Raw genomic sequence first — 23,804 nt, forward strand, 5'->3', positions numbered from 1 at the left:
AGTTGTGGACATGTCGATTGTTGTGTGTGCTTTATATAAATTTGTTTCGCTCGAAAACTACGTCGAGTTACGCCAACCGCTGTTTAACCAAATGCAGGGCAATGGCATTCGCGGCACTTTATTGCTCGCGCTCGAGGGCATTAACGGCACAGTGGCGGGCACACAAGCAGGCATCGACGCACTACTGGCTTGGCTAGACCAGCAAGCTGGGCTGGATAATATCGTGGCCAAGTTTTCTTACGTTGACGAGCTGCCGTTTCACCGCACCAAAGTGAAATTGAAAAAAGAAATCGTAACGATGGGCGTAGAAGGCATCGATCCACGCCGCGTGGTTGGCACTTACGTCAAACCGAAAGACTGGAACGCGCTGATTTCCGACCCAGACGTGGTGCTCGTTGATACGCGCAACGATTATGAAGTGCAGATCGGTACATTTAAAGGCGCGATTAATCCAAAAACCGAAACTTTCCGCGAATTTCCTGATTACGTTAAAAACAATCTCGACCCCGCAAAAAACAAAAAAGTCGCGATGTTTTGCACCGGTGGTATTCGCTGTGAAAAATCGACCGCTTACCTCAAAGAGCAAGGCTTTGAAGAGGTTTACCACTTGGAAGGCGGCATTCTGAAATATCTGGAAGAAGTGCCCGAAGCAGACACGATGTGGGAAGGCGAATGCTTTGTGTTTGACGAGCGCGTTGCCGTTAACCACAAATTGGAAAAAGGCCAATACGATCAATGCCATGCCTGCCGCATGCCGCTTACCGAATCCGACAAGAAAAGCGAACAGTATATCCTTGGAACATGCTGCCCACATTGCTTTGGTAAGCATACCCCAGAGCAACAACAACGCTTTATTGAACGCCAAAAGCAAGTTCGTCTGGCGCAAGAACGCGGTGAAGCGCATATCGGCAGCGATGCGGCTAAAGCAGCCGAATTGCATCGTCTGCAAAAAGAGCAGCGCAAGGCGCAAGATCGCGAGCGCAATAAAAGCAAGTAAGCCCGACGCAGCGATTGGCGCGTATTTTTAATTGCCGTATCAAGGCCAAGCGCAACTTGGCCTAGCGAGACCACGATGAGCCCAGCTTCACCCTGTATTAAATTGTGCCAGCTCGACGAGAGCGGCAATCACTGTATTGGCTGTCTGCGCACGCTGGACGAATTACGCCAGTGGAGCAAGGCCAGCGATGAAGAAAAACAAGCCATTCTGGATCGCGTCAGCCATCGGGCCATTGAGCAGGTATAGCGCCAAAAGCCAATATGATAGCTATTTAGAGGCATATACTGCCAAGCTCGCACAGCAAAGCAGTATATGTAGCCAAGAAAAAAGCAGCCCGTAGGCTGCTTTTTTGTTTTCTCGCTTAGCGCGCGATTGGCTTGTAGCGAATCCGTTTTGGCTTCGCGCCCTCTTCGCCCAAACGCTTTTTCTTATCGGCTTCGTACTCTTGGTAGTTACCGTCAAAGAAAGTCCATTGCGAATCACCTTCGGCGGCCAGAATATGCGTCGCGATACGGTCAAGGAACCAGCGGTCGTGGGAAATCACAAACGCCGTACCCGCAAATTCGAGCAAAGCATCTTCCAAGGCACGCAAAGTTTCCACGTCCAAGTCATTTGATGGCTCGTCGAGCAGCAAGACGTTGCCGCCTTTCAGTAGCGTTTTCGCTAGGTGCAAACGGCCGCGCTCACCACCAGATAGATTGCCGACGATTTTCGCCTGATCCGCGCCTTTAAAGTTAAAGCGGCCCAAATACGCGCGACTGCTCATTTCAAATTTGCCGACATTGATCACATCGTGACCGCCAGAAACGTCTTCAAATACGGTTTTGCTGTTTTCTAGACCTTCACGGCTTTGCTCAACAAAGGCCATTTGCGTCGTTTGACCGATTTCCACTTCACCGCTGTCTGGCAACTCTTTACCAGCAATCATTTTGAACAGCGTTGATTTACCGGCACCATTCGGGCCGATAATGCCGACGATGGCACCGGCGGGCACGTTAAAGCTCAGATTATCCATCAGCAAGCGATCGCCAAAGGCTTTAGAAACACCTTTAAATTCGATCACTTTATCGCCCAAACGCTCGGCCACAGGGATAAAGATCTCTTGGGTTTCATTGCGTTTTTGATGCTCAAAGCTGCTCAATTCTTCAAAGCGGGCGATACGCGCTTTCGATTTGGCTTGGCGGCCTTTCGCGTTTTGGCGAACCCATTCCAACTCTTTATTCAGCGCTTTTTGGCGTGCAGATTCTTGCGACTCTTCCAGCTTCAGGCGCGCTTCTTTTTGCTCCAACCAAGATGAGTAGTTACCTTTCCAAGGAATACCTTGGCCACGGTCCAACTCCAAAATCCACTCAGCGGCGTTATCAAGGAAGTAACGATCGTGCGTTACCGCCACCACGGTGCCCGGGAAGCGCACCAAGAATTGCTCGAGCCATTCCACTGATTCCGCGTCCAAGTGGTTGGTTGGCTCGTCGAGCAAGAGCATATCGGGCTTAGATAGCAGCAATTTACACAAAGCGACGCGGCGTTTTTCACCACCGGATAGATTGCCAACAATCGCGTCCCACTCAGGCAAACGCAGCGCATCGGCGGCGATTTCCAGTTGCAGATCGGTGTTTTCACCTGAACCGGCTGAAATAATCGCTTCCAAGCGAGCTTGCTCTTCTGCCAGCGCGTCAAAGTCTGCGCCTTCTTCGGCGTAGGCTGCGTACACGGCTTCAAGCTTGGCTTGCGCTTCAAATACTTCGCCAAGGCCACTTTCAACTTCTTGGCGTACGGTATTGGTCGCGGTCAATTCTGGCTCTTGCGCCAGATAGCCGATTTTAATGCCGGGTAGATGCTGAACTTCGCCGTCGTATTCTTTATCAACGCCGGCCATGATTTTCAAAACTGTCGATTTACCTGAGCCATTCAGACCCAATAAACCAATTTTTGCACCGGGGAAAAAAGACAAAGAAATGTCTTTAATAATTTGGCGTTTCGGTGGAACGATTTTGCTCACGCGGAGCATGGACATTACGTATTGAGCCATGAAGAGATCCAATGCAGATGAATGGTGCAGAGTGTAGCAAATCCTGCCACGGCGCGCTCATCCGCATTAATACCTATCAATGTATTGCCATCAACCAATGTCATTTAGCCCACTACAGCAGCATACCCTTCAAGCGCCGATTGAGGTGTACCACGCATTTTCGCGATTTTGTACGACTCCATTGGCGCTGATGCTCAAACCATAATGATCGGCCTGCGCCGCTACCGCGAGTCGATGCCCCATACGCTGGATTTGCGTCACTTGCCCTTGTCCATCGGCAGTGACATACAAACCAATAAAGCGCTGCGCGATCGCACGCAGGTGTTGTGGCATTTGGGCAATCATCCGGCTCGACAACATCGGCGCCGAACCGCGCCACGCCGGTTGGGCCAAGTATTCAATTAAAACCGTTGGAACTTGAAGCTGTTTTTGTTGCACGAAAGCGTTACTGGAAACACGAAAACGATAAGTCATGGCAGCCACCTCAAATAGAACGTACGTTCACGATACAAGATGACTTTGCAATTTTCAAGCACAAAAAGAACGATTGTTCTATAGGCGCCACATTCAAACCATCAGCCAAATCAAGCCCAACCGTCAGTCATGCCAATTCGCTAAAGCATTGAAAAAGTTGTAATTTAATACCAGACGGCTGTCTTTTCGGCCGGCGGGAGGTCATTATGGCGATCGGACTCAATACCAATCTCAATGCTTTGTCGGCGCAACGCTATAGCAGCGGCGCTCAGGAAGCTCAGAGCAAAACATTAACCGCACTATCGTCAGGCAAACGAATTAATTCCGCCGCCGACGATGCTGCAGGCTCTGCCATCGTGGAGCGTTTTGCTGCGCAAATTATTGGCAATAGCCAAGGGATTCGCAATTTGAACGACGCGGTGTCTTTGTCGCAAACGGCCGAAGGCGCGATCGCATCGATCTCCGACAATACCGAACGCATCCGCGAACTCACTGTTGCGGCTGGCAATAGCACACTGTCCGCCAGCGATCGCCAAGCACTGCAAGCCGAGGTCAATCAACTCAGCCAGAGCAATAACGATATTATTCAGAACACCCAATTTAATGGCCAAGCCGTATTGCAAGGTGGCAATTTCAACTTTCAAGCTGGCGCCAATGCCGGGCAGCAGCAAAATTTAACAACCAATAGCTTGGCAGGCAATGCGCTGGCCACGGCGTCAGGGCAAATCGATCTCTCCAGCCCGGCAGCCGCCAGCGCCAGCTTGCAAGCGCTTGATCAGGATTTGCAACGCATTAGCAGCGAGCGCAGCAATTTAGGGGCATTTCAAAACTCCATCGAATCGAGCATCAGTAATTTACGCGTTTCTGTTGAAAATCAATCGGCGGCTCGTTCACGCATTGCAGATACAGATTACGCGGCGCAATCGGCAAAACTGGCCCAAGAATCAATTCGCGCCCAAGCGAGTATCGCGATACAAGCGCAAGCCAACGCGTCAAGCAAACAAGTGCTGAGCTTATTGCGTTAGCAACGGGTATACCCTACAAACCACTATTGATAATAGGCTCCATCAAGATACGCGCCATAGTATAATCCGCCACTCAATAGGTATTTGTCTTAAGGGCTTTGCAACGCGCTTGTGGCATAATCTAGGCTTTGATTCTTTAACGATTAAAGCCCTTGCCCCCGTCTTTAGCGATCAATTTTTGGCGCTCGCCGCTGCTTAAGTCGCCACGTGAATTACGCCCGTGGCTGAGTGAGCGCGGCTCTTTGACGCAACGTTTGATCAGCCATTTCCCAAGCTTTTCCGTCAAAGTATTACGGCAAGGTTTTTATGCCGCTCATTTGGACGAGCAGGCGCTGTTTCGCAACGAAAAAGCACATCTGGCCACGCGCGAGGTTTTGCTCTGTAGCGCAGGACAGCCCGTGGTGTTTGCGCATAGCATTACCACGCGAAGCAGTTTAAAGCGCGGGTTTCATCTTTTAGGCCGTACCGGCAGCCGACCTTTGGGCGCACTGCTATTTGCCGACCCGAAAATCAAGCGCTCGGCGCTGTCGTATTGCAAAATCGATCACCGACATCCGCTGTGGCGCAAAGCCGTGCGCGCCGCTGGGCCACAAGCGGCCAGCTTATGGGCGCGTCGCTCAATTTTTTATTCGGGCCAAGATCAGCTCTTGGTTACCGAAGTCTTTTTGTCTCCCCCTTTTCATCATGACGCTTAAACAACGCCTTTCTGCCTACTATCGCCTTGCGCGAATGGATAAACCCATCGGCACCTTACTGCTACTTTGGCCTACTTTGTGGGGCTTGTGGCTGGCAGGACAAGGACAGCCAGACTGGCACTTGGTCGTCATTTTTTGCCTGGGCACTTTTTTAATGCGCTCGGCCGGCTGCGTGATCAACGACTGGGCTGATCGAGATTTTGATGGCCACGTTGAGCGCACCAAAGCACGGCCTTTAGCCTCGGGCGAAATTCGCTCGCGTGAAGCGCTGTATCTTGCTGCGGGGCTGGCAATCTTGGCCTTAATAATTGCCCTGCCCTTAAATTCATTGGCCTTGCTACTGACCATTCCAGCCGCCTTTTTGGCCGGATCATACCCATTTACCAAGCGATTTCTCGCCATTCCACAAGCCTACCTAGGCATTGCGTTTAGTTTCGGCATCCCAATGGCGTTTGCCGCACAAACTGGCGAAGTGCCAATGATCGCTTGGGTCTTGATGCTGGCCAATCTGCTGTGGACCGTTGCCTACGATACCGAATACGCGATTGTCGACAAGCCCGACGATTTGAAAATTGGCATCAAAACATCGGCGATCACCTTCGGCCAGTACGACGTAACCGCCGTGATGTTGTGCCATCTGGGCTTTTTAATTTTGATGTATCTGATTGGCCAATGGCAGCCGATGGGGATGATTTATTATCTGGGGCTGGGTCTAGTCGCGGCGCTTATCTTGCTCCAATTTCCACAAATTCGTGGCCGAGATCGTGCTTTGTGTTTTCAGGCGTTTTTAAGTAATAACCGTATCGGTGCGGTGATTTTCTTCGCCATAATGCTCGACTTCTTGGTGCACTAATATGCGCTGGCAGCCCTTGAGCGAGGCCGAGCAAAGTTACCTAATTCGGCTCTTGTCCGATCAAGAATCGGGCGATCCGCGCCAATGGTACTGGCTAGAAATCGCCCAAACCATGCCCGCAGCACAAAAAACACCTCGCACAAGACTACTGGGTATTGCCATCAAACTATTTGGCAACAAGGCTTTTAGCCCAATACTGTTACTTTTAAAAATAAAAGGAGCTGAACTTTATCAGCAAGTAGCGCGACAGCAAGTTGATTTTGCACAAAAGACGCTTTGCGATGCCCTGCTTTTCTCTGGCAGCGTACTTGCACTTCTAGCAGGATTTCAATTACTCACTGCCAGCTTGCAATTTGCATTGTGGTGCTTCGGATTAACAGCTTCTGCATGGCAAATTTGGCGCAACCATCGCCTCGCCACACCAGAAACCCAGCTTGACATCGAAGCAAGCGAGATGGAGAAATTAGGGTCCGAATCGAGTCTAGGCTTGACCGGCTGTTTATTAGCTGCAGGGATCCCCGCAACAGTTAGCTTGAAATTGCTTGCCGGTATTAAAGATCAGCCAGCTACTGTTTTAAATGAACTACTTGTCCATTACCCGCGTTTAGCTCCAAATACCAACTTAAGTAAAGCACTGAAAAATGGGCTAACTCTGAGCATCAATCTGACAATTACCGCCATCGGTAGCTGGCTAATCGGAATCAGTCCCCAATATTGGGGACTAGGCTTAGTAATGGTATTGTTTGCAATTTTAGCGGCAGGCATATTGCGGCAAAAGCACGTAACGATGATGCTACTCACAACATGGCTTGCTTGTTTTGCGCTTGCAAGCATTAGCCATTACATCTAGGGATAATGTTAAGTATTTGACTTAGGCAGGTAATAAATCTCTACTTCATTTCCCAAGCCAATAAACTGAACTTTCACTGACAGAGCGCGAATTAATGCAATCCCGCGTCCAAACGTGGCAGAAGGGATGCTGTGCGAGTCATTACTGCTGAATGTAGCCCCCCAATCAAAACCGGGGCCATTGTCCTTCACCCTGATTTTCAACATTTCGGAGTCTTTATAGCGCAGGCCCATCAGATCAATCTCAATGCGCCCATCTTGCAACTCTAGCAATCTTTCCGCTCGTTGCGCCAAATACACTTCCATGCCATCCGCTTGGGTCTTAATTTTTGAGTCTAAGCGCAGCAAACCATGATCCACTGCATTAACAAACAATTCGGTCAAAATTAAAAACACATCAGATTGAACATGAGTTAAAGATTTGATTTCTTTAACAAAAGACATCATAAATGGGATGGTATTCACATAGCGCAGCTCTTCAGCACTCAAAATTAAACTGTAGCGCCAATTACATTCGCCTACCTGATTAAAATCGATATTACTCGCTTGCTGTGCAGGTTTTGCAGACTCAACATCCAGCTTGGCTTGGAGCTCAGTTTCATTCAAACCAAATCGAGCAACAACAAGGGAAACATCATCATGGTGTTGTTCACCAGCCAAAAACTCGAGCAAATTCGCTTGAACTGACTCGATCACTGAAGATGCACTCGTCGATTGAATGATCGACAACAGTGAATGAAGGCCATACTCGCTCTGCGATGAATTACGCGCCTCAACCAATCCATCAGAATAAGCCACAATATAACCAGCATCTTTGTAATAAATGCGCTCAGGCACTAGATCCAATGAATGAGATGGAACGATACCCAATGGTAAATTGCTTGAACTACAGATACGGAGCACCGATTTGTCTGCCCCAAGAATTTGTATCGGGGGCATCCCCGCATTCCAGATTTCAATCGTGCCGCTCACCTCATCAATCGAGATAAGGGAAACGCACACAAAACGCCCAATTGGCAAAACCTGCCTAACCTTGGCATTCATCTCAAATAAGATATCTGTGATTGAATAGCCTTTCTCAGTCATACTATAGAAGGGCTGCGTCAAAGGTAGCACATTCAAAGCAGCCGTAAGCCCGTGACCAATACCATCTGCCAACAGAATATGTAACGCTTGCCCTGGCGTCCTGGCCGCAGCGATTAAATCGCCCGAGAGGCTTTCTGCTGGTGATAGCCAGTATTCAAATTGAGGGTCAGCCAGTCGCTCTGAATTGACCATCTGCTCCATAAGATGGCGCACCACACGCTTTTCTTCTTCTGCCCGTTCGTAGTAATCTGCCAAAGTTTTAGACTGATCACGAACTTTCCGATTCAAATCAAGCGTTCGGCCAAATGCTTTTAGTTTTGCTTCAAGAACCCGGAAATTAACTGGCTTATTGATGTAATCGTCAGCGCCCCGCTCAATTGCATCTGCCAGTGCATTTTCTTCGCCAACGCCTGTTACAAATACAATCGGAACCCAAGTAGCACCAGCTTCAGCCTTGATTTGCACCGCGGCCTCAGGGCCGGACATCACAGGCATCATGACATCCATTAGCACTAAATCAGGCTGCTCTTCGCGCCAAACTTCCAGGGCTTGTTGCCCATTGCGAGCAACTAAAGCCGAATGACCTAAGGCCTCAACAAATCGGGAGATTAATAATAATATCGCCTCGGTATCGTCAACGACCAAGATCTTCATAAATGACCTATCTTAGCGGATGGTGAATATTTTGCCAAAACAAGCAATTTCAAGAACTTGTTTTACTGTATCTCGACAATTTACCAAAGCTAATGTCTTGCTGGCTGCAGCAATCTTCTCTTTTAAAAGCAGCAACATGCCCAATGCAGAACTATCCAGATAATTTACATTTTGAAAGTCAACAAGCACTTCCTTAATGTCCGGATTTGCAATAATTGATTCACATACCTGGCGAAACTCACGATGAGCGCTGAAATCAAACTGACCCGACAAGATTACTCGGCCTACACTGCCTTCAATTTGTACCGTAGGAGTCATTCTCACACCAACCTTTCGCTAATCCATGTTTAAAAATTTGGCTTTATCAAAGCCCACAACGTTCATCTAGCTATAAAAACCAAACTCACTTAGTCCCTAACACATTAGTTGCCTCGGGCACGCGAGGCAAGCAAATCTTGAATGTACTCCCTAAATTTGGAGTGGAAGTAACAGTTATATCCCCTCCATAACTAGAAACCAAATTCCTTACAATTGCAAGCCCTAGCCCAGTCCCTCCCTTCTTGCTAGTAAAAAAGGGCTCAAAAAGTCTTTCAATATTTGCCGACGAAATTCCCACGCCCTCATCTTTCACCACAAGATATATCCAAGCATTATCGGATTCGAGTTGGCAATAGACTTTTTGCCCAACATGGGAGGCTTGACATGCATTCTCCAGAATATTACCGATGGCAGCACTTAGCTCTTTAAAATTGGCCATCACTGATGCCGAACACTGCTCACCTTGAAGCTCAAATTGTATTCCCCTGGGTTCATAAACTGAACGAGCAGCCAAGAGTGCATCCGTGACTACTTCTGCCATCAATACACAGGATACCTCTTGCGGCATTCCTCTCACGAATAGCAGCATATTCTGAACTAAAGCCTCCAAGCGTTGAAGACGCTCAGAGGCCTTAGAGGCAAACTTAATCCGGTCTGAATCGAGCAAGTTTTCACGTTGTAAATGACCAGCATAAAGTAACGCCGCAGCCAATGGGGTTCTTAATTGGTGGGCCAAGCCTGCGGCCATCTCGCCCATAGCAACAAGACGGCCATTTCTTTGAAGTGTTTGTCGCATTTCTACTGCAGTAGTCACGTCGTGCAATAGAACCACTGAGACAGACTCTTCAGTGATTTGCACCTGCTCTATTGTGACATAGGACTTATTCTCTAAATTCTGAAACAAATACACGCCCACTTCGTTAGAGATTGAAAAATGAGAAGAATAAAATTGCGGCCAATTCACCCCCTCCAATTGAGTACCTAGCATTTGCAATGCGTGTGCATTGCACCGCACAATCTCTCCTGTTTCACATACCTCTAAGACCCCTGCTGGTAGCCGATCCAGCAACAACGTGAGCCGTCTCGACAACACTGCCTTCTCTTCATACTGTTTTTTAAGGTTCCCATTCGCAACCGCCAACTGCTCAGTGAGTGATGTTACATCCTGCTGCAAACCTGCATAAGCATTTGATAATTGATAAGAAGCTTCTGTAAAAAGTGCAAATGCTTCTTCCAACTCTTTAGAATTTATATTTGACTCGGGCTTTTCCACAGAAAAAGCGTCCTTGTTGCTTTGAGATTTTTGCATTATAAATGCCTTAATAAGCACCGCTAAACCTTAATTTAACTAGCTTATGAATACTGGGTTAGTACAAACCCTAGTTCAAACCCAGCTAAATCTGCGGACTTTTTTGCCGATAAAGGTAAATTGGATTCAACCGACGCACAATTGGAGCAACCTCGTGTCAGAACTTCTCAAAAATATTGATGCTCGGACGAAATTAGCCGGGACAAACAAGCTAGAGATACTCCTGTTCACACTGGGATTAGATCAGCGCTCAGGCCGTCGCGAGACTTATGGAATCAATGTATTCAAAGTGCGTGAAGTCATGCGCACGCCAGAAATCACACAAGCCCCTGACATGCCATCCTCTGTCGAGGGTATGGTGAGTTTGCGTGGCGCATTAGTGCCAGTCATTGATCTGGCTCGATATGCAGGCATCCAAACTGAGAGCAGGCCGGAAATCATGATTGTTTCCGAATATAACGGTCATACTCAAGGCTTTTTAGTAGAAGCTGTAGATACGATCTTGCGCTTAGATTGGTCTGTTATGCGAGTTCCACCAGATATGCTCACCATGCAAATGGGTGGCTTAGTGACTGCAGTAACTGAACTAGAAAACGGCAAATTGGTCATGATGCTGGACGTTGAAAAAGTTTTGGCAGAAACCACTCAGAACAGTAATCGCGTTGACACAACCACTGTCGTCCAAAATCAAAAAGTCGTCAATAAAACTGTATTTTTTGCTGACGACTCGCTTGTTGCGCGCAGCCAAATTGAACAAACTTTAGATGCCATGAATATCCGCCATATTCATGCAATTAATGGGAAACGGGCCTGGGAAGAGTTACTAAGAATCGCTCAAGCTGCTGAAATTCAGGGCATGGCGGTCAAGGATATGGTTCATCTAGTACTCACAGATGTAGAAATGCCGGAGATGGATGGCTATATGCTTACTAAGCAAATCAAGAGTGACCCGCGCTTCGCAGGAATCCCTGTACTGATGCATTCCTCATTATCGGGGCTATCCAATCAAAAACTAGGGCAGTCAGTCGGAGTTGATGGATATGTCGCAAAATTCGAGCCACATAAACTATCGCAAAGCATTGCTAATTTTTTACTTCGCAATGAGCCAACAGTCTAATCTCATTCGATTTGGAGCACTCCATGAGTAAGCCAGAACAATCCAACTTGCTAGATACGGTTGATGCGCGTACGAAATTAGCCGGCTCCAATAAAATGGAGATTCTCTTGTTTACACTTGGGACACGAGAAATTTTTGGCATTAATGTGTTCAAAGTGCGTGAAGTTTCTCAAACGCCAAAGATAACCAAAACACCAAATATGCCACATGGTGTTGAAGGCGTTTTGTCTTTGCGTGGCAACATCATTCCCGTTATCGCGCTGTCTCGCTTTGTCTCAACGCAGGAGGCACCGACAGGGGACACGACTAGCACGATGATCGTCACTGAGTTTTCCAAGCATACACAAGCATTTTTAGTGCACGATGTTGATCGGATTATTCGGGTGGATTGGGATAAAGTTCGGGCTCCAGAAACTATGCTTGCAGGCAATCAGGCCTTAATAACCGCAATTACTGAATTACCGGATGGCAAACTAGTTTCAATTTTGGATGTGGAACAAATCTTGGCCACCGTAATTGGTGAGCCTGTTGTTCCTGATCTGCCGAAACCGCAGATTAATCCCGATACTTTTATGTTTTTCGTGGATGACTCCTTGGTTGCTCGCAAAGAAATTGTTAGTGTGTTAGATAAAGTTGGTGTCAAATATCATCAAGCAAACAATGGGAAGGAAGCTTGGGATAAATTGCAAAATCTTGCAAATAGGGCGGTTCACGATGGAGAGTACTTGAAAGACAAGCTCAAGCTGATCCTAGTTGATGCCGAAATGCCTGAAATGGATGGCTACGTGCTAACAAAACATATCAAGTCAGATCACCGTTTCCAGGGTATCCCTGTTGTTATGCACTCATCGCTTTCGTCGAATGCAAACCGAGCCATGGGAGCCAGTGTCGGCGTAGATGCATATGTTGCTAAGTTTGATCCATTTATTTTAGCGGACACATTAGCGCCATTATTGGCGAGCTAAACGTACACACAATTAATTTAAATACAGCGCTTATGGCGCAATACTGGAGTAAGTTATGGCAGATCAGAACATGCGTTTTCTCGTGGTAGACGACTTCTCTACCATGCGTCGCATTGTCCGAAATCTTCTAAAGGAACTCGGATTCACGAATGTTGACGAAGCCGAAGATGGTCAGGTGGCACTTCATAAACTTAAAAATGGTCAATTTGAGTTTGTTGTCACTGATTGGAACATGCCCAATATGACGGGCATTGAGCTACTCAAAGCCATTCGGTCCGATGCACAATTAAAACACTTGCCTGTTCTGATGGTCACTGCGGAAGCCAAGAAAGAAAACATCATTGAAGCCGCTACTGCCGGAGCAAGTGGGTATGTTGTAAAACCTTTTACTGCAGCCACCCTCGATGAAAAGCTGAAAAAAATCTTCGCTAACATGGGCAAATAATTAGCCGCAAATAATGACAATTTATCGCAGGAGAAGACTGTGAGTGATCCAGCATTGCAAGGCGGTGATTCCGTAGATCTCGAAGCATTGTTCGATAGTATCGTACAAGCCAATCAAACTGAACAACAGCAGCCTGTCGCTACACCTGAAGTCGTTACATCGGAAGAGGCATCAGGTTCTTCTGACTTGGTCGAGCCTGCAAAATCTATGTTTTCGCACATTGGCCATTTGACGCGAAAACTACATGATACGCTTCGTGAATTAGGTTTAGATAAATCCTTAGAATCCGCTGCTAGTTCTATACCAGATGCACGAGATAGATTGTCTTATGTCGCGACGATGACAGAGCAAGCTGCCGAGCGCACCTTAAATGCCCTAGATGTTGCCAAGCCTTTGCAAGATAGCATCACGGAACAATCCGTTGCCCTATCCAAAGAGTGGGATCGTTTCTATGCCAAACAAATGAGCGTAGAAGAATTTAAGCTTTTGGTAGAAAAAACCCGCGTTCATCTAACCACAACGATTTCTAATTCTGAGCAGGTCAGCAATCAGATGCTTGAAATCATGATGGCTCAGGATTTTCAGGACTTAACCGGGCAAGTTATTAAAAAAGTTTTGGCCATGGCGAAAGAAATGGAAAGTCATTTGCTGGACTTTTTATTAATGTTTAGCCCAAATGCAGGAAAAACTGAAGATACTGGATTGTTAAATGGCCCAGTCGTAAAGACTGAGGGACGTACCGATATCGTTACAAATCAAGAGCAAGTTGATGACTTACTTGAAAGCCTAGGCTTCTAAGTACCGTTCCAGGAGAAAATCATGAGTGATTTTGCAGGCATGGAAGACCTACTTCAAGACTTCCTTACAGAGTCATCTGAGCTACTTTCCGAGGTTGATAATAAGCTAGTAGAGCTTGAAAAACGGCCTGAAGACAAAGCTTTGCTTAATGATATTTTCCGTGGATTTCATACCATCAAAGGTGGTGCGGGATTTTTAAATGTAGATGCCATGGTGAGCCTCTGTCATCGAACAGAAAATTTGTTTGACAAACTGCGAAATGGTGACTTGAAATTGAATCCAGAAATTATGGATGAAATACTTGCTGCCACGGGCGTTGTTCGCGAAATGTTTGGCGCGATGGCCCAGTCACGATTACCAGCACCTGTTGACCCAGCCCTGTTGCAAGCCTTAGATGCTGTTCTTGAGGGGCGCTCCACTGCCGACGCCCACACAACACCCACAGAGTCACCTAGTGTAGAAGCTTCAAGCGAAATATTTGAAGTAACGTCAATAAACACAAAGATCGAGGCTCAGGTTGAAAAAGAGCATGATTGGCAGCAGCTTTATAATGTTCTTCTCGACGAACAACCTCAACAAGAAACCGTAAAATCTGTTGTTGATGAACCCCCACCCATTGCAGCGCCAGCAATTGCACCAACCCCTATTTCAGAACCGATGCTTGCATTGAAACCCGCACCAGCCGCACCAGCAGCTGTTCCACAAAGAGCGCAGCAGGCGAGCTCTCAACAGTTGGCTACTCAAGAAACCACAATTCGTATTGACACGGTGCGTTTGGATCAAGTGCTCAACTTGTCTGGCGAAATTGGTCTCACCAAAAATAGATTAACAACGCTCCGCACGGACATCATGTCCGGCAAGATGGACACGGTAACCTTAAAAGCCCTTGATGAGGCGATTGGTCAGTTGGATCTATTGGTAGGTGATTTGCAAAATGCCGTGATGAAAACGCGGATGCAACCAATTGGCCGGCTCTTTCAAAAGTACCCTAGGTTGGCGCGCGATCTTGCCAGACAAATGGGTAAAGATGTCGAACTGATCATCTCAGGTGAAGAAACCGAACTTGATAAGACAATGCTTGAGGATTTAAACGATCCTTTGGTTCACTTAGTGCGTAATGCTGTTGACCACGGCATTGAAACCACAGAGGAACGAATTGCGGCAGGAAAACCAGCTAAGGCCGTGGTTGAACTATCCGCAACTCAGGTTGGCGACCATATTAGAATTGAAATAACGGACGATGGTCGAGGAATGCGTCCCGATGTCATCCGAAGAAAAGCCTTAGAAAAAGGCTTAATTGATATCGAAACTGCAAATAGTCTCGATGATAAACAATCATTACAGCTTATTTTCTTACCCGGCTTCTCAACTAAAGACCAGATTTCAAGTGTCTCTGGTCGAGGCGTCGGCATGGATGTGGTTAAAACCAATATTCAGAAATTAAATGGTCGCGTAGACATACAGTCGGTAGTAGGAGATGGTTCAAGATTCACGATCTCACTTCCGCTAACGTTAGCAATTCTACCCGTGCTTGTTGTTAAGGTTTGTGATCAGCCATTTGCAGTGCCGCTCGCAATGGTTCGAGAAATTATCACCATTCGGCAAGAACAAGTGCAAGAGGTATCAGGAAGAGCAACTATCGTTGTTCGTGATGAAATTCTATCCGTTCGCTCTCTTGCGAACTTAATCGGCTGGGATGAGGTACAAGTCCCCCAATTTGGCGTTCTCATGCAATCCGCAGAGCATTCTTTTATTTTGGCAGTTGACAGCTTTATTGGGCGAGATGATGTTGTAATCAAACCACTACAGCACATTCGCCCCAAAGGCATTGCTGGAGCAACACTTTCTGGTGATGGCTCAATAGTGTTAGTACTTGATATGGAAGATTTGCTAGCGTCGTCAAATGCAGATCATTCAGCAATCAAGACTTCACGCTTCGCCTCTGAACTTCTCTGATAACTTGATCTGAACAAACAAAAACATTAGCATTGGCTAATAAACTAGATAGCGCCAAATTAGGGCTGCAAATATGACACAAGAAAATGCTTTTATCGGACGCCAACCTATCTTAAACCGCCAACAACAGATTATTGGCTATGAGTTGTTATTTCGCTTAAACAAAGAGGCGGTTACGGCGGATTTTTCTAGTGATATGCAAGCTGGTACGAACGTGCTGGTTAATACCATTTCGAATATGGGCACAGACTGGCTAGTAGGCGACAAAATTGCATTCATTAATGTTGCAGAATCAATGCTTGAGAGTAATTTTCTAGAGCTTTTACAGCCTCAACGAGTGGTTCTAGAAATAGTTGAAACCACACAAACTTCGCCAGAATTACTCACAAGATTGGCTGACTTGCGAAGCCAAGGCTTTGGTGTTGCACTGGATGATTTCATTCTAACGCCACAGACCGCACCAATGATCGAGTACGCCAACTATGTGAAGCTCGACATTCAACAGCTGGGAATGGCCCAGATTCCTGCTATTTCTAAGGAACTGCGTAAATTCCCGCTGTTACAGGTAGCAGAAAAGGTTGAGACGAAAGAAGAATTTAAAGCATGCCTTGATATTGGGATGGATTGTTTCCAAGGCTATTATTTTGCGCATCCAGTCACCTTATCTGCAAAAGTGATTAACCCTGGATATGCCAATATTCTTAACCTACTGAATATGCTGCGGAATAATGCAGAAATTCGTGACATTGAAAACGCACTAAAGCGCGATGTAGCACTTTCGTTTAAATTGCTAAGGTATATCAACTCCGCGGGGTTTGGTTTATCGTGTGAAATTCAATCTTTCCGACATGCCGTCACTATCTTAGGCTATCAAAAGCTATATCGTTGGCTTACTTTATTACTTGTGACCGCAGGTGCCGAAACCGGCTCTCCACCAGCCCTGTTAAAAACAGCGGTAACTCGAGGACGATTAGTTGAACTTTTAGGAGCTCATTTACTTGATGGGCAGGATAAAGATAATTTATTCATCGTTGGCATGTTCTCGCTACTTGATGTTTTGCTTGACATGCAAATGGATATGGTTCTTGAAACACTAATTTTGCCAGAAACCGTAACAGATGCCCTACTCACAAGAACAGGCATATATGGGCCTTTCTTAGAGCTGGCAGAGGCATGCGAGGATCCTGAAATGTCTGAAGTTCCACGCCTATGCGAGCAACTGCAGATTACGCCAGAGATGCTCAATCGCTCTCATGTTCAGGCTCTAAACTGGGTAGAAGAACTTGGTGTCTAAGAATGGGTTTCTAACAAAAAACCACGTTCAACGTGGTTTTTTGTTTTAATCCTAGGGGAAAAAAATGGCTTATGTTGAACGCGACCAAACGGGTCAAATCGTTGCAATTTACCGTCACGCAAATGAACAAGCCCAAGAAGAACTATCTCCCAATCATCCTGACCTCATCAAGTTTGTCCAAAATTCCAATCAAGATTTTAATCATTCTGATACTGCCTTGATACGGGTGATTGAGGATATTGTTGATGTACTGATTGATAAAAATTTATTGCGACTAACGGATTTGCCTGTTGCCGCACAAGAAAAACTACTTTCTCGCAAAAGTCTTCGTCAGCGCTTAAGTAATAGCCTTGACCTACTGATCGACAGCGACCAAGGCTTGCTGTAATTAAATTAATTCTGACTACTGTTGCGAACCATAAAGTTATAGCGATCTTTAACTAGTGGTTCCGCAATGTGGGCTTCGGTCAGTGTAATACCCAATTTATTCGCGCGTTCCACCATATCTTTACGGCACTTTGCTTGAACTTCATCAGGGGCCAGATGCTCGCCGAACATAAGTTTTCCGCAATCTGCAAGAATCTCAGTAAACTGCTGCGGGTTTGCATTCAGTAGCCCATTTTGATAACGCGGGTCACTAGACTGAGCATCTGCTGTTTGCGTCGTAGCCTGATTTTCAGCTTTGTCGCCACATGCTCCTAAGCTCAGCACCAGCGCTCCAACAACTACTGCTTGTAAAAATTTCATTTTTCGTCTCATCCTAATACTTATCTTAGCTAAACTAGCATTTTATAAATTGATCTTTGAATCAAACGTATTGCAATCTTGGATATTACCTGTTTGCATGCCACGTTTAAACCATGTCATTCGTTGTTGTGAACTACCGTGGGTAAAGGCATCAGGCACAATCGCTTGACCAGCATTTTTTTGCAAAGTGTCATCACCAATTGCATTTGCAGCTTTAAGCGCCTCCTCCATATCTGTAGGATCAAGCAAGCCACGCTGCGCCGCGGAGGCTCCCCATATGCCAGCCAAACAATCCGCCTGTAATTCAAGCCTGACTGATAAGGAATTGGCTTCATTTTTACTTAATCTTTGCTGCTGTTGATGTACCTTACTTGAAATACCAAGCAAGTTTTGTACGTGGTGCCCCACTTCATGCGCGATCACATAAGCTTGAGCAAAATCACCAGGAGCACGATAGCGGCGATTCAACTCATCAAAAAAAGTTAGATCTATATAAACTTTTTGATCCGCAGGGCAGTAAAACGGCCCCATGGCCGCACTCGCTTGCCCACAAGCTGACTGCACAACTCCTCGAAACGAAACTAACTTGGGCATCTGGTATTGCCGCCCTTGTGTACTAAATATTTGCTGCCAAGTATCTTCAGTATCACCGAGGGTATGTTTTACAAACCGCAGTGCATCTGGATCGGTAGGTTGAGTCTGCCGTGCAGAATTAGCTGAAATCGCAGCATTTTGCCCCCCTGAAATTAGCCCTATTAACTCAAGCGGACTTTTTCCTAACAACAAGCCAACAATAATAATAACGGCGACACCACCCAAACTGAAGCGCCTACGTGCAAACACTGCTCTTGAGCGAGTCTGCTCTTCAACATTGTCGCTTTGGCGCATTTCTTCCCAGCGCATAGACCCTCCCCTTTCATTTTTGCAGACAATACTTGTGTTACAAGTTGGCTTGAACTAGCAATAAACATGAATTTAAAGCACCCGCCCCAATATCGCCCAACTACACTTTCTTACTGCAGCTGTTTGATTTCAGCAAAAGTAGGAGTAATACTAGCGCAATTGCAAGCGCAATTACTTTCTTGGCATGCTATTGCTCTTGCTGCAGTTGCAATACTGCTACTTAACTGCATTAAGCTCCCATTGGCTAGAACAATTGTATTACTAGCTAGTTGTGCCTTGGCTGGATTTAGCTGGACACAAACTCAAGCCGCGTACCGATTAGAGCAAAGACTACCGATTGAGTTAGCTGGAAAAAAACATCTTATTTCAGGTCAAATCGTTAGCTTGGCTCAAACAAATAAATATGGGCAAAACTTTTTGCTCACTCCCAATCGGCCTATTTCTGAATTGGCCTGGAAACCAGCACTCATTCAAATAACCGTCAATCAAAAAGGCACAATATTCGATGTGGGTGAATATTGGCAGTTTAGCTGTAAGTTAAAACCTATTCATGGCCAAATCAATCCCAGTAGTTTCGATTTAGAGAGTTGGTTTATACAGCGCAATATTTCGGCGCAGTGCGCAGCAAAACAAGCTGTGTATCTTTCCGATGTACAAAAGCCCTCTTTTCCTCAGCCCATAATCACATTAGAAAAGTTGCGTCAGCATTTATTAGGCAAAGTCAATCACACCTTATTAGATCACCCTGCACTCGGGCTCATTAAAGCACTCGCACTGGGTGACCAAAGTCAAATTAACGCTCATCAATGGTGGGTATTTTCCCAAACAGGGACAACCCATTTAATGTCAATTTCAGGGTTGCACATCACCATGCTCGCGGGGCTCATTGCGACTGCAATTTTCATAGTTTGGCGGAGGTCCTCCACCCTTACTAGCTGGATTTCGGCCCCAAAAGCAGCAGCCTTAGGCGGGGTATCTTCTGCAACCTTATACTTTTTAATATCTGGTATGGCAATACCCAGCCAGCGTACTTTGATCATGCTTTATCTATTTACCGCCTCACTTTGTTGGCAACTTCACATTCCGCTGGCTGTGGTTTGGCTTAGCGCATTGGCAATTATTGTCTGCTTCGATCCATTTTCCGTACTCTCGATCGGCTTTTGGTTATCATTTTTGAGTGTGGGGGTATTAATATGGGCTTGCGCAAACAGGATACATCGAGATGAGAAATGGCGTGAATCCCTACGCAGCCAATGGGCCGCCAACCTAGCAATGCTCCCAATACTACTTGTGATTTTCGGCCAATTCCCATTTATATCGCCATTAAGCAATGCAATAGCCATTCCAATAATTAGCCTGCTTGTGACACCCTTAGCCCTAGTTGGCTTAGTTGATCCAAGTGGTCTCTGCTTAAAAGTCGCGGCAGAGTTAATGCTGTGGTGTGAACAATACTTAGAATGGTTATTACGATTACCCAATTTAACTTGGCAGCATTCCCCTCCTTCCCTTGCAATGCTCCCCGTGGCTTTAATCGGCATTTTGTTGCTGCTATTGCCAAAAGGCTTTCCGACTCGTTATTTGAGCATTGCGATGCTCTTACCATTATTAAGCTATACCCCAAACAAAATTCCCGAAGGGAATTTTAGGGCGGTTATTCTAGATGTGGGCCAAGGTTTGGCAGTGTTAGTGCAAACACGTGAGCATGGGATGCTGTTTGACACGGGAACAGAAGGTAATCTAGAACGAGCCATTCTGCCCGTTCTGCGGCATTATCATGCACTAAAGTTAGATCGGGTGATTTGGTCGCACAATGATCTTGATCATATTGGCGGGGCCGCCTTGTTGGCTCAACGCTGGCCTATTCAGCACATACAGCATTCACTGCCCAAACTGCCATCGCCTCTCAAGCCACACCAAACACAAAGTAAATGTATTGCCGGACAAGCTTGGCAGTGGAATCAAGTTTCATTTCAGATTCTATGGCCGCCAGACAAATTCCAAGGAAAAAATGATAATGCCCAAAGTTGTGTACTGCGCGTTAGCACTCATTCGCACAGCATTTTAATTACGGCCGATATTGGCAAAAATGAAGAACTACAAATGCTCCAGCGTGGTTTACTCCAACCCAGCGACATACTTGTCGTACCACACCACGGCAGCAAAAGCTCATCATCAATCCCATTTGTCACGCACGTTCAGGCGAAATATGCCATCTTTTCTGCTGGATTTATGAATCGTTTTGGCCACCCCAAAAGTGATGTTGTAGAACGCTATCAGGCTGCGCAAGCTAGTTCGCTAATCACCCACCAACTAGGTGCAATTCAATTTGATGTAGGTAACCAAATAGTTTTGCAGTCAGAGCGTCAAATTCATCCGCACTATTGGTACACTACCCTCCATAAATAAGGAGGAATGATGTCAGCAACGTTGTCAGCAATCTATCGTTACCCGCTCAAATCTGGTGCTGCACAAGCGCTCAGCCAAATTACCGTTGAGCCTAAGGGTCTTGCTTATGACCGCGATTGGATGGTGGCAACGCCAGAAGGTGAATACATCACGGCACGTACTCATCCCCGCTTACTCCAAATTGCCACAATTGCTAGTAACGATGGCCTCGAACTCTGCGCCCCTGGTATGCCCAATATTTTTGCCCCATTAGGTGCCTTTCAATTCAACCAAGAGGCACTGGTGTGGGACGATCATTTTTTGGCGCGCAGTGGCGCTTCACAAGTGAATGCTTGGTTAAGTGCATACCTTGAACAACAAGTCATTTTGCTCTGGATAGGGCCGCAGTCCAATCGCAGCGTTAAGCGCCGCCCAGCCGTGACGACTAGCTTTACCGACGGCTATCCACTATTGATTATCAGCGAAGGCTCATTGCACGAATTAAACCGCAGGGCAGGTCAAGAATTTGAAATGCTGCGCTTTCGCCCAAATCTCGTAATTGCCAACACCCCGGCATTTGCCGAGGATCACTGGCAGCAAATTCAAATTGGCGAAGTACGAATTGATCTAGTCAAACCGTGCGAGCGGTGCATCATTACCACGCTTCATCCTCATACCGCTGAAAAGCTACCTAAGGCTGAGCCATTAAAAACGCTAGCCAACTTTCGCCGCGCCGGTGACGGGGTGATCTTCGGGCAAAACGCCATCGCCCTCGATCACGGCCAAATCGCCATTGGTATGCCTGTCACCATTTTAAAATCAGTCTAAGCAAGGTCTATGGACATAGCTGTAGTCATCAAAGAAAGCTTCCGTACCCTATTATTGCCACCAGGTAGCCTTTTATTCATTATCACCGTCTGCTGGCTTGCGCGCGAACGTTTGGGGCGTTGGGCAAAGTATGGAATGGGCTTGGCCATAATCCTTTTTTGGCTACTTTCTTTACCCATCGTTGCCGCACAGCTAATGGGCTTGGTCGAAACACCCGCGCTAAAAGATCCGGCCCAATTAGCGCAAAGTCAAGCGATCGTGATTTTAGGCGGGGGGAAACGATTTGCTGCTTACGATGTGCTTGAGCAGGAAACCGTAAATAACGTCACCTTAGCCCGTGTCCGCTATGGCGCTCGGCTTGCACGAGCCGCACACTTACCTATCCTCGTTTCGGGCGGCGCACCATTAGGTGGCGCTAGCGAAGCACATTATATGAAGCAAGTCTTAGAACGCGACATGGGAATATCAGTCACATGGCTTGAAGGTGGCTCGGTAGATACGGCAGATAATGCCCGGATGAGCAAAGCGCTACTCGGCTCTAAAATTCATACTATCGCCCTAGTCACATCGGCCGATCATATGGCCAGAGCAAAACGTAGCTTTGAAAAACAAGGTCTGACTGTTATTGCAGCACCGACTGACTTCATCAATCGCGAGCCGATTTCACCCACCCAATTCCTACCACGGGCCAGCGCACTACTCACAAGCAGCACAGCTTTACGAGAAGGCTTAGGGCAATTATGGTATATGCTGCGCAATCAATAGGGTATAAGGGCGAGAGCAAATCCTATATTCGATTTGAAGCAAATACCCACTCAACAAGGGAAATGGGGATTCCACGTTACTTCCCACAAGTGGCCATCTGGATCAGTAAAAAAGCCCGCATAAGCACCCCAACTTGTTGTAGCCGCTGATTTGGTGATCCGCGCCCCCCCTGCTTGGGCGCGGGATAATAAATCATCAACATCGCTAACTTGTGGAACATTCAAGGACAAAGCAAAACCCGCAGAGCCTAGGCTTGGAACATCTAAGCCAGCCAGTTGCCCTAATTGTTCACGTGGATACAGCGCCAAAGTCAGCGCGCCAAATGTAAAAAAAACCACGGTATCACTTATTTTCCGTGGTTTAAATTGCAAGATATCCCGATAAAACACCGTTGCGCGTGGCAAATCATCCACGGCCAAGGTAATAAAGCTCAGCTGTGGTTGCATTAGCGTGGCGCTGTTTTGGCTAATTCATACACCGTTTTACCCTGCAGTTTAAAAAACTCAGCGGCATGATAAAGATTTTCTGAGTGCCCCACATAGAGCAGACCTTCCGGCTTCATCAACGGCGCAAAACGTTGCAGGATTTTGTATTGCGTTTCTTTATCAAAGTAAATCATTACATTACGGCAGAAAATTGCATCAAATGGACCACGAATTGTCCAAGTTGGATCGATTAAATTAAGCCGACGAAATGTAATCATATCGCGCAATTCTTGCTTCAGTTGATAGCGGCCATCAGCTTGTAGATTAAAAAATTTACTCACGCGCTGCGGCGAAAGCTTTTTGACCTCGTCGGCCGGATATATACCCGTGCGCCCTTTTTCCAGCACATTGGTATCTAAATCCGTTGCGACAATTTTAACTGGGGGGCGTAAAGTATCGAAGGCTTCGCACGCGGTAATCGCAAGTGAATACGGCTCCTCGCCAGTACTGGATGCCGAGCACCAAATATTAAAGCCAGTGGCACTGCGATGGTCTTTCAGGTAACGCGCCAAAATATCAAAATGGTGTGCCTCGCGAAAAAACGAGGTGAGATTGGTCGTCATCGAATTGCTAAACAACTCAAACTCTTTCGGATCACCGCGCTCAAGCACCTGTAAATACTGCTGAAAGGTGCTCAAATTGAGCGCGCGTAGCCGCTTGGCCAAGCGACCATAGACCATATCGTGCTTGGAATCCGATAAGGCAATCCCTGCGTAGTTGTAAATCATTTTGCGGATTTTTTCGAAATCCGCCTGCGTAAATTCAAACTCACGATTCAGTGGCAGCATCAGGCTTTCAGTCCTATCTACGATACTTGTTCAGAATAG

The 23,804-nt window shown here is 46.6% G+C and carries 25 protein-coding genes; 16 read left to right on the forward strand and 9 right to left on the reverse strand.

All coding sequences use genetic code 11. The features are described from left to right. Nucleotides 1–10: 10 nt before the first annotated feature. Both NT239_03620 and NT239_03625 read left to right on the forward strand, forming a co-directional pair. A complete protein-coding gene (locus NT239_03620; GenBank protein XGA71946.1) occupies nucleotides 11–997 on the forward strand; it encodes a rhodanese-related sulfurtransferase in 987 nt (328 codons plus the stop codon). Between the two features lie 75 nt (nucleotides 998–1,072). After that, entirely contained in the window at nucleotides 1,073–1,243 is a 171-nt protein-coding gene (locus NT239_03625; protein XGA71947.1) for a DUF1289 domain-containing protein, read from the forward strand. Between the two features lie 115 nt (nucleotides 1,244–1,358). Here NT239_03625 and ettA read toward each other — a convergent pair whose 3' ends face one another. Next, complete coding sequence (gene ettA, locus NT239_03630) at nucleotides 1,359–3,026, reverse strand: energy-dependent translational throttle protein EttA (protein XGA71948.1); 1,668 nt, start codon at nucleotides 3,024–3,026, stop codon at nucleotides 1,359–1,361. Nucleotides 3,027–3,155: 129 nt separating this feature from the next. Then, a complete protein-coding gene (locus NT239_03635) occupies nucleotides 3,156–3,500 on the reverse strand; it encodes a hypothetical protein (protein XGA71949.1) in 345 nt (114 codons plus the stop codon). Nucleotides 3,501–3,706: 206 nt separating this feature from the next. Here NT239_03635 and NT239_03640 point away from each other — a divergent pair, with 206 nt between their 5' ends. From NT239_03640 to NT239_03655, 4 genes are all read left to right on the forward strand, one after another. After that, on the forward strand, nucleotides 3,707–4,525 hold the full coding sequence (locus NT239_03640) for a flagellin (protein XGA71950.1): 819 nt from the start codon (nucleotides 3,707–3,709) through the stop codon (nucleotides 4,523–4,525). Between the two features lie 152 nt (nucleotides 4,526–4,677). After that, nucleotides 4,678–5,220 carry a chorismate lyase gene (locus NT239_03645; GenBank protein XGA71951.1) on the forward strand — a complete coding sequence of 181 codons (543 nt, stop codon included), beginning with the start codon at nucleotides 4,678–4,680 and terminating at the stop codon, nucleotides 5,218–5,220. Then, nucleotides 5,210–6,073 (forward strand): 4-hydroxybenzoate octaprenyltransferase, encoded by an 864-nt coding sequence (ubiA, locus tag NT239_03650; protein ID XGA71952.1) that lies wholly within the window; start codon nucleotides 5,210–5,212, stop codon nucleotides 6,071–6,073. Before NT239_03645 ends, ubiA begins: the two co-directional genes overlap by 11 nt. 52 nt (nucleotides 6,074–6,125) lie before the next feature. Continuing rightward, nucleotides 6,126–6,923 (forward strand): hypothetical protein, encoded by a 798-nt coding sequence (locus tag NT239_03655; GenBank protein ID XGA71953.1) that lies wholly within the window; start codon nucleotides 6,126–6,128, stop codon nucleotides 6,921–6,923. Nucleotides 6,924–6,931: 8 nt separating this feature from the next. Here NT239_03655 and NT239_03660 read toward each other — a convergent pair whose 3' ends face one another. The 3 genes from NT239_03660 to NT239_03670 form a co-directional block, all read right to left on the reverse strand. Beyond that, nucleotides 6,932–8,653, reverse strand: coding sequence for a fused response regulator/phosphatase (locus NT239_03660; protein ID XGA71954.1), 1,722 nt, complete (start codon nucleotides 8,651–8,653; stop codon nucleotides 6,932–6,934). Between the two features lie 21 nt (nucleotides 8,654–8,674). Next, nucleotides 8,675–8,980 carry an STAS domain-containing protein gene (locus NT239_03665; GenBank protein XGA71955.1) on the reverse strand — a complete coding sequence of 102 codons (306 nt, stop codon included), beginning with the start codon at nucleotides 8,978–8,980 and terminating at the stop codon, nucleotides 8,675–8,677. A gap of 85 nt (nucleotides 8,981–9,065) precedes the next feature. After that, nucleotides 9,066–10,289, reverse strand: a complete 1,224-nt coding sequence (locus tag NT239_03670; protein XGA71956.1) for a HAMP domain-containing histidine kinase — start codon at nucleotides 10,287–10,289, stop codon at nucleotides 9,066–9,068. A 154-nt stretch (nucleotides 10,290–10,443) separates the two neighbouring features. Here NT239_03670 and NT239_03675 point away from each other — a divergent pair, with 154 nt between their 5' ends. The 7 genes from NT239_03675 (at nucleotide 10,444) to NT239_03705 (ending at nucleotide 17,252) form a co-directional block, all read left to right on the forward strand. Beyond that, nucleotides 10,444–11,406 (forward strand): chemotaxis protein, encoded by a 963-nt coding sequence (locus NT239_03675; GenBank protein ID XGA71957.1) that lies wholly within the window; start codon nucleotides 10,444–10,446, stop codon nucleotides 11,404–11,406. A gap of 23 nt (nucleotides 11,407–11,429) precedes the next feature. After that, a complete protein-coding gene (locus NT239_03680; GenBank protein XGA71958.1) occupies nucleotides 11,430–12,371 on the forward strand; it encodes a chemotaxis protein in 942 nt (313 codons plus the stop codon). 55 nt (nucleotides 12,372–12,426) lie between these two features. Next, a complete protein-coding gene (cheY, locus tag NT239_03685; protein ID XGA71959.1) occupies nucleotides 12,427–12,816 on the forward strand; it encodes a chemotaxis response regulator CheY in 390 nt (129 codons plus the stop codon). 39 nt (nucleotides 12,817–12,855) lie between these two features. Continuing rightward, a complete protein-coding gene (gene cheZ / locus NT239_03690; protein XGA71960.1) occupies nucleotides 12,856–13,614 on the forward strand; it encodes a protein phosphatase CheZ in 759 nt (252 codons plus the stop codon). Nucleotides 13,615–13,635: 21 nt separating this feature from the next. Further along, complete coding sequence (locus NT239_03695; protein XGA71961.1) at nucleotides 13,636–15,570, forward strand: chemotaxis protein CheA; 1,935 nt, start codon at nucleotides 13,636–13,638, stop codon at nucleotides 15,568–15,570. Between the two features lie 73 nt (nucleotides 15,571–15,643). Then, nucleotides 15,644–16,864, forward strand: coding sequence for an EAL domain-containing protein (locus NT239_03700; GenBank protein XGA71962.1), 1,221 nt, complete (start codon nucleotides 15,644–15,646; stop codon nucleotides 16,862–16,864). Nucleotides 16,865–16,928: 64 nt separating this feature from the next. Further along, the gene (locus NT239_03705) at nucleotides 16,929–17,252 is read left to right on the forward strand and encodes a hypothetical protein (protein XGA71963.1); all 324 of its coding nucleotides are present in this window, start codon (nucleotides 16,929–16,931) and stop codon (nucleotides 17,250–17,252) included. Nucleotides 17,253–17,257: 5 nt separating this feature from the next. Here the strand turns inward: NT239_03705 and NT239_03710 are convergent, their stop codons facing one another. Then, entirely contained in the window at nucleotides 17,258–17,611 is a 354-nt protein-coding gene (locus NT239_03710) for a hypothetical protein (protein XGA71964.1), read from the reverse strand. 42 nt (nucleotides 17,612–17,653) lie between these two features. Next, a complete protein-coding gene (locus tag NT239_03715) occupies nucleotides 17,654–18,514 on the reverse strand; it encodes a zinc metallopeptidase (protein XGA71965.1) in 861 nt (286 codons plus the stop codon). Nucleotides 18,515–18,580: 66 nt separating this feature from the next. Here NT239_03715 and NT239_03720 point away from each other — a divergent pair, with 66 nt between their 5' ends. From NT239_03720 to NT239_03730, 3 genes are all read left to right on the forward strand, one after another. Further along, nucleotides 18,581–20,920 (forward strand): DNA internalization-related competence protein ComEC/Rec2, encoded by a 2,340-nt coding sequence (locus tag NT239_03720; GenBank protein XGA71966.1) that lies wholly within the window; start codon nucleotides 18,581–18,583, stop codon nucleotides 20,918–20,920. Between the two features lie 6 nt (nucleotides 20,921–20,926). Further along, nucleotides 20,927–21,727, forward strand: coding sequence for an MOSC domain-containing protein (locus NT239_03725; protein XGA71967.1), 801 nt, complete (start codon nucleotides 20,927–20,929; stop codon nucleotides 21,725–21,727). Nucleotides 21,728–21,868: 141 nt separating this feature from the next. Next, nucleotides 21,869–22,492: a YdcF family protein gene (locus tag NT239_03730; protein ID XGA71968.1), complete on the forward strand. Its 624-nt coding sequence runs from the start codon at nucleotides 21,869–21,871 to the stop codon at nucleotides 22,490–22,492. A gap of 50 nt (nucleotides 22,493–22,542) precedes the next feature. On the opposite strand, the gene NT239_03735 is transcribed toward NT239_03730, so the two are convergent. Both NT239_03735 and NT239_03740 read right to left on the reverse strand, forming a co-directional pair. Continuing rightward, complete coding sequence (locus NT239_03735) at nucleotides 22,543–22,938, reverse strand: VOC family protein (protein ID XGA71969.1); 396 nt, start codon at nucleotides 22,936–22,938, stop codon at nucleotides 22,543–22,545. Continuing rightward, nucleotides 22,938–23,765 (reverse strand): chemotaxis protein CheR, encoded by an 828-nt coding sequence (locus NT239_03740; protein ID XGA71970.1) that lies wholly within the window; start codon nucleotides 23,763–23,765, stop codon nucleotides 22,938–22,940. Before NT239_03740 ends, NT239_03735 begins: the two co-directional genes overlap by 1 nt. Nucleotides 23,766–23,804 lie beyond the last annotated feature (39 nt).

The organism is Chitinibacter sp. SCUT-21, assembly GCA_041874755.1.
Taxonomy (GTDB): Bacteria; Pseudomonadota; Gammaproteobacteria; order Burkholderiales; family Chitinibacteraceae; genus Chitinibacter.

Bases quoted from the DNA above. Each gene is read 5' to 3' on its own strand.
- NT239_03740 (XGA71970.1), bottom strand. From the start codon at position 23,765: ATGCTGCCACTGAATCGTGAGTTTGAATTTACGCAGGCGGATTTCGAA.
- NT239_03620 (XGA71946.1), top strand. From the start codon at position 11: ATGTCGATTGTTGTGTGTGCTTTATATAAATTTGTTTCGCTCGAAAAC.
- NT239_03725 (XGA71967.1), top strand. From the start codon at position 20,927: ATGATGTCAGCAACGTTGTCAGCAATCTATCGTTACCCGCTCAAATCT.
- NT239_03700 (XGA71962.1), top strand. From the start codon at position 15,644: ATGACACAAGAAAATGCTTTTATCGGACGCCAACCTATCTTAAACCGC.
- NT239_03680 (XGA71958.1), top strand. From the start codon at position 11,430: ATGAGTAAGCCAGAACAATCCAACTTGCTAGATACGGTTGATGCGCGT.
- NT239_03710 (XGA71964.1), bottom strand. From the start codon at position 17,611: ATGAAATTTTTACAAGCAGTAGTTGTTGGAGCGCTGGTGCTGAGCTTA.
- cheY (XGA71959.1), top strand. From the start codon at position 12,427: ATGGCAGATCAGAACATGCGTTTTCTCGTGGTAGACGACTTCTCTACC.
- NT239_03670 (XGA71956.1), bottom strand. From the start codon at position 10,289: ATGCAAAAATCTCAAAGCAACAAGGACGCTTTTTCTGTGGAAAAGCCC.
- NT239_03695 (XGA71961.1), top strand. From the start codon at position 13,636: ATGAGTGATTTTGCAGGCATGGAAGACCTACTTCAAGACTTCCTTACA.
- NT239_03705 (XGA71963.1), top strand. From the start codon at position 16,929: ATGGCTTATGTTGAACGCGACCAAACGGGTCAAATCGTTGCAATTTAC.
- ubiA (XGA71952.1), top strand. From the start codon at position 5,210: ATGACGCTTAAACAACGCCTTTCTGCCTACTATCGCCTTGCGCGAATG.
- NT239_03665 (XGA71955.1), bottom strand. From the start codon at position 8,980: ATGACTCCTACGGTACAAATTGAAGGCAGTGTAGGCCGAGTAATCTTG.
- NT239_03720 (XGA71966.1), top strand. From the start codon at position 18,581: ATGAATTTAAAGCACCCGCCCCAATATCGCCCAACTACACTTTCTTAC.
- NT239_03635 (XGA71949.1), bottom strand. From the start codon at position 3,500: ATGACTTATCGTTTTCGTGTTTCCAGTAACGCTTTCGTGCAACAAAAA.
- NT239_03735 (XGA71969.1), bottom strand. From the start codon at position 22,938: ATGCAACCACAGCTGAGCTTTATTACCTTGGCCGTGGATGATTTGCCA.
- NT239_03715 (XGA71965.1), bottom strand. From the start codon at position 18,514: ATGCGCTGGGAAGAAATGCGCCAAAGCGACAATGTTGAAGAGCAGACT.
- NT239_03625 (XGA71947.1), top strand. From the start codon at position 1,073: ATGAGCCCAGCTTCACCCTGTATTAAATTGTGCCAGCTCGACGAGAGC.
- NT239_03640 (XGA71950.1), top strand. From the start codon at position 3,707: ATGGCGATCGGACTCAATACCAATCTCAATGCTTTGTCGGCGCAACGC.
- ettA (XGA71948.1), bottom strand. From the start codon at position 3,026: ATGGCTCAATACGTAATGTCCATGCTCCGCGTGAGCAAAATCGTTCCA.